Genomic DNA, 10,168 nt, shown 5'->3' on the forward strand with positions numbered 1-10,168 from the left:
AACGCGAACTCCCGAATACCTGAATGAATGACGCTCATTCAGGTACTTATTTTTGAGGAGGGACATTTGAGGCAGCGTTTGAATTTTGATTTAATTCCAGTTCTGATTGCAGATAAGAAAGTGCAGTCTGAGCATCACCAACAGTTAAATCCGGTTGATAATCAAGTGCTAGATAATCGGGGTGTTTGGCAATCTCTTTTAGGATGAATTTCGCAGCATCAACTAATTTCAGTAGAGGCGGACAAGGTAGTGAATAGGATTGCTGCGTCTGGTCTTGTAATTTTGTTTCAGCACTAGAGCGAGGTATTACAACACTTGCAGGAATAGCATCTAATTCTTGTTTCAGCGATTGGATTTGGTGCAAGTGGTTGCTGATTTGGGTTTGTATTTGTGTCTTTAATTCCTGTGGTGTTAGCAATCTGATTTCGTCTTCTGCACGGTGTTCTTCGTCTTCAGTATGCTTGTTAGCAAGTAAAATGTAACGCCATCCCGCACCGTATTCGTCAGCTAAATATGTGTCTGAGGCGTAATACTTAAGTCCGATAATCGCGCCTCGTTCTGTCCGTTGCCCAAAGGCAAATAGAGGATACTGCCAACCCTTGGGAATTGATATTGTTGGTTTCATTTCTTTAATTAGTGAATGGTTGATTAGCCAGAATTCAGGAGTCAGAAAAATACTGAATACTGACTTCTGACTCCTGAGTTCTGGATTACGCTGCAATGCCTTTGTCAGATGCTTTGGTCATACTTGCAGCCAAGAGAAAATCATCAAGTGCCACTGCTGCATTCAACGGCTGGGCATACCGAATCTCGTCCACCTCGTTTGACCAATATGTGAGATGCTGAAAGACCAAACCAATCATTGAGTCAGCTTTGTAGACGCGGTAATTTTTAGGACAAGCCCCATTACAGTAGACCAGCGTGTAACCGGGAATTTCAATTACTTCTGCATTTGGGTCTGTTGGCGGCAGCAGTATTTTTTCGCAGCATTCGCCCCAATCGGGTGCTTGAAGAGAGGGCATAATTGTTGTGATGTGTGCCATGATTAAGCGATTTACGTGGTGAAATGGCGATCGCGTTTTTCTTGGTATGCGATCGCCTTTTCTATTTCGGCACTACGCCGCGACAGGTTGTCTCACTCCCAGTGATGCGATCGCAGCATCAACGCTCTTTGCTGTACGACTGCCTCCCAGCTGATTGCGTCGGCTGTACCATTGATTCGCTCTGTTGTATCCGATGAAGCCAACAGGCTGGCGATTCAGGTAGAGAGTCGTGCTGAAGGAAAGCCAGTCAATCTGTCCGTGGGTTAACCCAAATTTGATGCAAGCTTGTTCCAGTTCTGCGCTGAGGCGTTCGTTGCGCTCCCGTGGTGTTTCTGGTAATGTTGCTTTGACTTCCTGTACTCTTGAAGCAAACCAGTTGCGCTCGAATGGGAGTCGTCCGCTGTCTACCAGCTGCACCCATACTGTGATTCCGGCTTCTATCCAGATAGTACGGATTGACTCTGGGGCGTGGTCGATGATGGTTGCAATGATGCGGCGATCGCGGTCGGTTAGCGGGTCTGTGGTTGGGGCTACAGCTTGCGCTTGGGCTTCCAGATGATTGTAGAGTTCTGACTGTGCTACGGTTTGCTCATCTATTGTGTTGCAGTTGAATCGTGAAGGTGCTTGCTGTGAATATGTGAGATGAGGCATAATAATATTTCTCCTAATTTTAGGGACAGAGGGCGATCGCTGAGTTTGCGAGACTGGTGCGGTCGTCTTTTGTTTTTAGCTGATAAATCTAATATAAGATTCTGGCTAGCCAATGTCAAGACACTATCTAGCCAAATAACTGATCTGTGCGGGTCTTAGACATTAGTAGAAGTTATAGCCACTGGCTAGACGGTGTTTTATAGTGTTAATAGTTATTTGAATTCAAGAAACAGAGATGGCAGACGAAACAAAGCCTTCCACTAGGAAGCGTGGCGCTCAGTTGAATGTAAGGCTAGATAACAGCTTGTACCTTGCATACAAGGAGCTGCTGGAAACAGAAGGGACAAGTATGACCGAAGATATTGAGAAATATATTAGAACTAGGCTTGGAAGGGAAGGAAGCGAAACCAATGTTGTTGATATCAGACAACTTCTAGAGAGACAGCAACAAGAGATAGCGGAGATTAAAGCAGAACTGGGAAAATTAAAGGCGGGCTAGCCGCAGAAAACCAGCAACTTAAGAATCAGCTAGAACATATGCTAGCCAGCGCCAAAAACCTTATAAATCTAGCAACCAACTCGCCCCCTACTGAACCCTAGGGGGCGAAGCTTTTAAAGGGTGTTTGTAAATGTCTAGCCTAGTTGCTTATTTGGCTAGCCTAATGCTAGACTCAAAGCAATTGTGCTGACAATTTAAAACCCCCAGCGATTGTTTCTCAGGCACGCGCTGAGGGTAGTTCCATAAACTCCCAGGTTCATGGTTAATCAAACAATATCAAATCCTCCTGCACTATGCACAGAGGGTAATGCTGTTATTGACCCATATTATGAAACTATCTCACCTCTCAATTACAGCGTTCTCAACAGCAGCATTCAAGAAACTTTTACCGCCATTGACCGATTTGAGTGGCAGGCATCAGATGAACTGGTAGTAATGCGAGATAATCGCTATTACAGAGATGGTGCATACCTTAGTTTTGAAAACTACTGCGAAAACGAGCTTACCAAATACGGAGGATACCGCAGAGTCAGAGATTTACTCGCTGCCAAGAAAGTAGTTGATACTTTAAGCGACGAACTGAAGGACAAGATTACCAAACCTTCCCAGACTCGCCCTTTACTCAGACTGGTCAAAACTCCTGACAAGTTACGCGAAGCTGTTGCGATCGCAGCGAAAGAAAAAGCCTTCCCCACTGCCGCCGATTTTGCTAAGGCAGTAAGCAAGGTAGCACCAAGAGCTATTGCTCATGTCAGAAAAGATACCACAGTACAAGACAGCTGTGAAACGCAATTGTGTCAATCAGTCAGAGTTTCATCACAATTGCATCCCAGGTATGGCGACGAAGGAGTGATTGAAGCTGATGCACCCAATAACTATCAGCAGATTGTTACCTTCAATGATCGTGAGAGGCTGCTGGTAAACAATGCTGATTTGACTAATTTGAGTAATGACGCAATTGTGTCATTTAAGAGTGAGCGCACATATCCAAAAGAGTATGCTAATGCGATCGCCCAACTCAAACAAGAACATCAGCAAGAACTTGAGCGACTGGAGCAAGAATTAAGGATTGGGTTGCAAACAGAAGCCGCTGCCAAAGCCGAGCAGCAAGTACAAGAACAATTGGCCGCTTTACAAAAACTGTTTCAGCAACAGAAACAAGAAAACATCCAGTTGCAACAACGCCTGGACGAGTTGGAAGGCTTGAGGCAGCTAGAGCTTGAGAACCAACGATTACAACAGCGTATTCACGAATTAGAACGTGCTGTAGAAGAACGCCCTGCCCAGGAATGGAGCAATACTCTTACCAAACAAGCAACCAAAGCTCTGAACAAGGGAGTTAAGCAAGCATTAGACCAAACTATTGATCTGCGATCGCTGGCGCAGGAGCCACCTAAAGAAAACGCCCAGGAATGTTTGCGACTAATGGGCATAGCTTTGAGCAATTTAGCCACTGCTATGAACAATACTCAGGCACTTCAAGCAGCTGCAATCATCTTGGGTAGTGAACCAACACCACAGGCTATCGCATATCGCACCGAGCAATTGCAACTGCTACCCCAAGCAGTAAGCGATATTCGCGCTGTGTTGTCCAAGCCTGGGTGTAGTTGGCAGAACTATTTGGATGTGGCACGAGAGTACGAAGTTATTAAATCAGACTATTGGGCGGAATTAACACCGCAAGAGACAGAGTTGATTACTGCACTGGAGAAAACCAACTCACAACCTTCCACTATCAGGCTTGGGAGCATCGTTGCCCATGCCGATCCCTACTTTGCGTTGTATGTGCGGAAGGGTGAGGTAATAGAGGATTTAGGTTCGGAAGTGGTAGTGGCTTGGGATCACTGGAAAGACCGCCCGAAAAAGACTGATCGCTATTTCAAGAACGATCTACGGCTGTTGTAACCCCAATCAGTGATTTTTTAGACACGAACTCATGAGTATTCAAACAAGCTTAAACCCTGCGATCGCAGCTGGGGAAATTTCCGTGCGTCAACATAAATAGGAGAGAATAATATGACTGCAACTATCGCTCGTCCCAAGTCTAAAAAGTCTACTACAGCCAACAAACAGCAATCCCCATACAAGCGGCTGCATGTGATTATCCCAATCGAAGATATGCTTTGGGCTTCGCAACAAAAGCCCTCCGTTAATCAGCTGTGGCAGGAATGCTGGACATCTGACCCCTACGGTTCTCGGTGGATGCTTTTATCTACTACCTTGGGCTACAGCAGTTTTATCTGTGCAAAGAAAATTCTAGCTGAAAGTGGTTTGTTCATTTTCAAACCGGACAAGTCGATACAAGATGGACGCGAAACAGTCGGCTGGATGGTACGGAATTTGCATGGCAGCAGAATGAAGGATTTCTGGGAGAAAGTCAATGCTGAAAACCAGGAACCAAATGCTCAAAAACAAGAATTTAATGCTGAAAATACAGATATTGATGCTGGCTCTGAAGAAATAGATGCTGAAAATTTGACGTACATTTCAGATGAAAACCAGTCAGAGCAAGGGTTTGGTCAACCCTCACGAACTCCTCATCAACACCTCACAAACTCTTCAGTAGAGTTTGTGAGGTGTGTCTCTTCCACGCAAGACAAAAATTCGCATGGTGAGGAGACGGCGATCGCGCCCTTGAGGGGTGCGTCGCCTCAGTCCGTCCTTAGCGTGGAAGAGAAGGAAGAAGACTCGCCTACGGCGACGGACTGCACTTCACTAAGGCTCGTGGATGCTGCATCTAGTCAATCCGCTTCGTTGATGGAAGAAAAACCAGACTTTGGTGATGAGCCAAAAACTGCTCATGAAGACACATTTTCCGCCGCGTCCGTCGCTGCAAACTCTGAAAATACTAATCAGCCCCAAAATCAAGCTCAACCAAGTCACTCTGCTTCATTGATAGCTGAAAACTCGTCTTCTGCTCAAGAACCAAAAAACCATCATGAAGGTCAAAGTTCCGCGTTGGCTGACTCAAATCCTGAAAAATGGTCGCATGAGGCTGTTATGGCTCGATCTAAAGCACGACCAGGGCGGATGCAGAAACTCAATATGGCCGAGAGGTTACGCGAAAATCCTGGGTTTGAGTTTTTGATGGAGTGCTGGGCTGACGATCCAGCTTTACGGATTATCATTAAAAAGCTGGCGGTCAAGTTTCCGCAGTGGGGATTGGTAGCTGTGGATGGGATGCTGGTGAAGTGGAACAAGTAGCTTTAGAGTGATTGCTCTGTGTCTCCTTAAACCAACGGAGAGCGCATAACCACAATAACCCTAAAAATGCGATCACATTTCATCAGAGGTAGCTTATCCCATCCTATTCCACTTCTTCATTGACCCGGACATAACTCCTTTCGCAACTCATCACGGGTGGCGAGATAATCTTTTAAATAGCTGCAACCCCGCGCTAGTAAGTCATCTAAATCCAAACTCCACAACTTTATAGTTTCGTCATTACTAGCAGAAGCTAAAGTTTTACTATTAGGACTGAAAGCGACACTATTAACCCAACCGTAATGCCCAGTTAAAGTAAAAATTTCTCGACTTGTGGCAATATTCCACAACTTTATGCTGTCGTCATTACTAGCAGAAGCTAAAATTTTGCTATCGGGACTAAAAGTGATGTCATTGACCTCACTTCTATGCCCAGTCAAAGTAGAAATTTCTTGACTCGTTACAGGATTCCATAACTTGATAGTTGCATCGGCGCTAGCAGAAGCTAAAGTTTTACTATCAGGGCTAAAAACAATCCTGAAGACCATATCCTTATGACCAATCAGGGTAGATACTTCTTTACCCGTGGCGAAATTCCACAACTTTATACTGTTACCACTAGCAGAAGCTAAGGTTTTGCCATCCGGACTGAAAGCTACGCTACTGACTACATCTTTATGACCAGTTAAAGTAGATATTTCTTTGCCTGTAGCGATATCCCATAGCTTAATGCTTTTATCAAAACTAGCAGAAGCTAAAGTTTTGCCATCGGAGCTGAAAGCGATATCATTTACCTGATTTTCATGCCCAATTAGAGTAGATATTTCTTTGCCTGTAACGACTTCCCACAGCTTGATGCTTTTATCAACACTAGCAGAAGCTAAAATTTTGCCATCTAGACTGAAACCGACGCTTCTAACTGCATCTTTATGACCAGTCAGAGTAAATATTCCTTGACCCCTAGCAACATTCCATAACTTTATGCTATTGTCATGACCTCCAGAAGCTAAAGTTTTGCCATCTGGACTGAAAGCGACGCTACTTACAATATCTCTATGCCCAGCTAGGGTAAAAATATCTTTACCTGCGGTGAAATTCCACAACTTTATGCTATTGTCGCGACCTCCAGAAGCTAAAGTTTTACCATCTGGACTGAAAGCGACGCTAAAGACCCAACTTCTATGCCCAGTCAAAGTAGAAATTTCTCCACTCGTAGTAGGATTCCACAACTTTATGGTTCCATCGGCACTAGCAGAAGCTAAAGTTTTGCTATCTGGACTGAAAGTAATGCTACTTACAATATCTCTATGCCCTGTCAGCGTGGAAATGTCTCGTTTCGTGACAGGATTCCATAACTTTATGATATTAGCACTAGAAGAAGCTAAGGTTTTGCCATCGGGACTAAAAGCAACGCTGAAGGCTCCACCATAATAATCGATCAAAGTAGAAGTGTCTCGGCTCGTGGCGAGATTCCACAACTTTATGGTTCCATCAAGACTAGCAGAAGCTAAAGTTTTGCCATCTGGGCTAAAAGCTATACCCATGACTGTATTTTTATGACCAGCCAGGGTAGATATTTCTTTGCCTGTAGCGATATCCCACAGCTTAATATTTTTGTCATCACTAGCAGAAGCTAAAGTTGTGCCATTTGGGCTAAAAGCGACGCTTATAACTGTATCTTTATGACCAGTCAGAGTAGATATTTCTTTGCCTGTGGCGATATTCCACAGCTTAATGCTTTTGTCAAGACTAGCAGAAGCTAAAATTTTGCCATCTGGACTGAAAGCGACGCGATCAACCCCATTTTTATGACCAGTCAGGGTAAATATTTCTTTGCTCTTGGTGACATCCCACAATTTAATACTGCTGTCGGCACTAGCAGAAGCTAAAATTTTACCATCTGGACTGAAAGCAACACTCATAACCCAAGCTTTATACCCCTGTAACTGATTACGTTCGTGAATTTTGGACAATATATTGCTTAAACTAAGTACAGGGCTATAGGCGGGATAATCCGCTAAAGATTGTTTATCTCTCACTAAACTTTTTAATTCGCGTCCAACTCGCATAGCCTGTAACAAGCCCTCAATTTCTCCTCCACGAAAAGGTTCCCGTAATAAATTTATTCCGGTTTGTTCCAATCGCGTTGCTGTAACAGCAACTTGACGTTCTTTTTGAGTATTATAAGTACGCACAGAAGCAACAATTGCTCCCACAATAGACACAACCAAAAACACAGAACCAAACCGAATTACTCGCTGAGTCTTCCGTCGCGCTTGCTCAAATTCATATTTTTGGCTAGCAGCGATATACTGATTATCTTGAAGACTTAAACTCTTACCGTCTGCCCACATCAAAGCATCCTGCAAAGCTTTTCCCCGCAACAGTCGTGACTCATCTTGACGATCACTTTCAACCCAAGCCCGAAAACTTTCTGAATAAGGACGCAGTTTATCTAACTCTTGCTCAACCCAATTTGAGTTAAAAACAGATTCATATATTTTGTTATAAACTTTTAACCTATCCTGCTGTTTCACCACCAAACCAGTCAGTCGAAAATTCATTTGTTCTACACTATCATCAGCAAAAATCTCTCCCGAAAGCAAAATTTGCTGATACCAACCCAAAAAACGTCCAGCAACATACTCTTCTAATAACATTCGATCTTGTATAGTTCGTAAATGCTCTGGATTATCCTGAGATTCCCAATTTTCAATAATCCTTGCTCTTACTACTTCTATAACGGAATGAGGGTTATCCTTCTCGGACTCCTCTACCATAAACTTACACAACTTTTGAGTGAGAAACGGTTGTCCGCCTGTCCAATATAAGATTGATTCCATTACTTTTTGAGGATTTGATACCTTCCCCTGCAATCCCTCAATCAACGGTTGGACTTCCGAAATCCGAAAACCATGTAGTTCAATTCCTTCTCCAATATTAAAAGGGGTTTGGCTTTTATCAGTAATCAAATCGCTGGGAGTCGCCACACCTAACAAAGCAAACGTCAGCCGCTCAAATATCGAATTATCAACTCGTTGATTTTGAAAAAACCGAATCAGAGCAAAAAAATCATCTAGTGAAAAATCCTGACTCAGCACCCTGTCAATTTCATCTACAAAAATGACTATTGGTTGCTGAATTTTTTCCAGTAATACTTGTTCGATAAACAATCTCAAACACATGACTGGATCTAGTATTTCCTGATTTTTTTGCCACCATGTCTGCCAATCAAAATCAAATTTATCCTCTAAATGACAACTTTCTACTAAAGCGTAAACAATTCCGCCATACCACTGTGATTGTGTTACCTTGTGCTTACCAATCCCTGTCAAGTCAATTGCTGCACAAACCGTCCCTTGTTGTTGTAACCTTTGCATCGTCTGTACCCGCAAGCTGGACTTACCCATCTGCCGCGAGTTCAAAACGTAACAAAACTTACCTGACCGCAATTTTTGGTAAAACTCCTCGTCTGCTTGTCGCTGCACATAACTAGGAGCATCAATCGGGAGACTTGCACCAACCTGATAGAAGTTGGAATTACTAGCTAGCACTTTTCAAAACTCCTCATAAGACGCGGCGGAAATACTCACGATAAAGTTGGCAACGGGGTGTAACATGATTATTCTGTTTTTCTACTAGCCCCAAACTGTGCAATTTGTAAATTTGCATTGGATCTAATTCCACCCCTACATTTGAGTTAACTACCCGGTTTAAACATGTTCGCAGTTCTGGTGCTGTTTGCAAAACTCCTAATAGAGAGCGTAAGTGATTATTATAAATCCCTGCTTCTGTTGTCGCCGACTGTAATAAATTTTTGAGAGTTACTTTCCCTATTGCAATCTCGTACATCGCCAAGCGTAACAGGTAAGGGTGTCCTCCTACCATTTTCCTTAATTGTTCTAAAACAGTATCTGCATCTTGTATTCCATGTTTTTTCAGCAGTTCTTTGCTCTGCTGCTGATTAAATTCCTCTAATTCTACAGGTAGCCCTGCATTAAAGGGAGACTGATGAACATCTAAAGGGATGTAGGCTTCTGTGGAATGTGCTAGTACTAGATGCAGTTGTTTCCAAACATCAGAAATTTTCCCTTTCTCATGCCAAGAACGTAACATTCCAAAAAAATCCTCCACCACTTCACTGTAAGGGAATAAGCGATCTACTTCATCCAAACCTAGAACTAAAGGACAATTAATTTTAGCTAAAATATACTTTCTAAAATAAGCTGTACAATTATCATTACTACCTAAAATATCTGTATTCCATGCTAATGAAACTTGATTTTCAATCATTAGTTCATCGCTAACCCTTCCACAAAACCAACGCAAGAATTTATCAAGATTTGTTAATATTGCTTTATCTATACCACCTAAATCTAAATAAACTGACTGAAATTGTTTTTTCTCGGCATAGGATAAAAGTCTAGTCAACAAGGAAGTTTTACCCATTAGTTTGGGTGCTTTAATCCGAATTAAAGAACCAGGCTTCAAGAGTGCTTCATAAACAGATTCAATGCTATCTTGTTCTATATAAAAAGGCGAATTTAGCGGCACATATCCATCTGGATATTCTAATTCAATAGCTGGAAGAGAGTTTACTGTTTTATTCTCAATGGGTTCTCGTTCAATATATACAGCACTTCCCGTTGTTATGAGGTACAGTTAGTAAGAAGAAAAATAATATCTTTTCATGAAAGCATATTCAATCGATCTCCGAGAAAAAATAGTTGCAGCACATATTCAGGAGAAAATATCAATTCGTCAAGTGGCA

8 protein-coding genes are annotated in these 10,168 nt (G+C 42.7%); 3 read left to right on the forward strand and 5 right to left on the reverse strand.

Annotated elements, in window-relative coordinates:
* Nucleotides 1-46: 46 nt before the first annotated feature.
* The 3 genes from RMY31_RS35940 to RMY31_RS35950 form a co-directional block, all read right to left on the reverse strand.
* The gene (locus RMY31_RS35940; protein WP_322666876.1) at nt 47-625 is read right to left on the reverse strand and encodes a hypothetical protein; all 579 of its coding nucleotides are present in this window, start codon (nt 623-625) and stop codon (nt 47-49) included.
* An 85-nt stretch (nt 626-710) separates the two neighbouring features.
* Complete coding sequence (locus tag RMY31_RS35945) at nt 711-1,043, reverse strand: hypothetical protein (protein WP_322666878.1); 333 nt, start codon at nt 1,041-1,043, stop codon at nt 711-713.
* A 72-nt stretch (nt 1,044-1,115) separates the two neighbouring features.
* Nucleotides 1,116-1,694, reverse strand: coding sequence for a hypothetical protein (locus tag RMY31_RS35950; RefSeq protein ID WP_322666880.1), 579 nt, complete (start codon nt 1,692-1,694; stop codon nt 1,116-1,118).
* 235 nt (nt 1,695-1,929) lie between these two features.
* Between RMY31_RS35950 and RMY31_RS35955 the strand changes: the two genes are divergently transcribed.
* From RMY31_RS35955 to RMY31_RS35965, 3 genes are all read left to right on the forward strand, one after another.
* Nucleotides 1,930-2,193, forward strand: coding sequence for a hypothetical protein (locus tag RMY31_RS35955; protein ID WP_322666882.1), 264 nt, complete (start codon nt 1,930-1,932; stop codon nt 2,191-2,193).
* Between the two features lie 258 nt (nt 2,194-2,451).
* Nucleotides 2,452-4,098 (forward strand): hypothetical protein, encoded by a 1,647-nt coding sequence (locus RMY31_RS35960; RefSeq protein ID WP_322666884.1) that lies wholly within the window; start codon nt 2,452-2,454, stop codon nt 4,096-4,098.
* Between the two features lie 111 nt (nt 4,099-4,209).
* Nucleotides 4,210-5,397: a hypothetical protein gene (locus RMY31_RS35965; protein WP_322666886.1), complete on the forward strand. Its 1,188-nt coding sequence runs from the start codon at nt 4,210-4,212 to the stop codon at nt 5,395-5,397.
* Between the two features lie 116 nt (nt 5,398-5,513).
* On the opposite strand, the gene RMY31_RS35970 is transcribed toward RMY31_RS35965, so the two are convergent.
* Both RMY31_RS35970 and RMY31_RS35975 read right to left on the reverse strand, forming a co-directional pair.
* On the reverse strand, nt 5,514-8,951 hold the full coding sequence (locus RMY31_RS35970) for an AAA-like domain-containing protein (RefSeq protein ID WP_322666888.1): 3,438 nt from the start codon (nt 8,949-8,951) through the stop codon (nt 5,514-5,516).
* Nucleotides 8,952-8,964: 13 nt separating this feature from the next.
* Nucleotides 8,965-10,059 (reverse strand): AAA-like domain-containing protein, encoded by a 1,095-nt coding sequence (locus RMY31_RS35975; RefSeq protein WP_322666890.1) that lies wholly within the window; start codon nt 10,057-10,059, stop codon nt 8,965-8,967.
* Nucleotides 10,060-10,168 lie beyond the last annotated feature (109 nt).

Source organism: Dendronalium sp. ChiSLP03b, assembly GCF_034531165.2.
GTDB lineage: Bacteria > Cyanobacteriota > Cyanobacteriia > Cyanobacteriales > Nostocaceae > Dendronalium > Dendronalium minutum.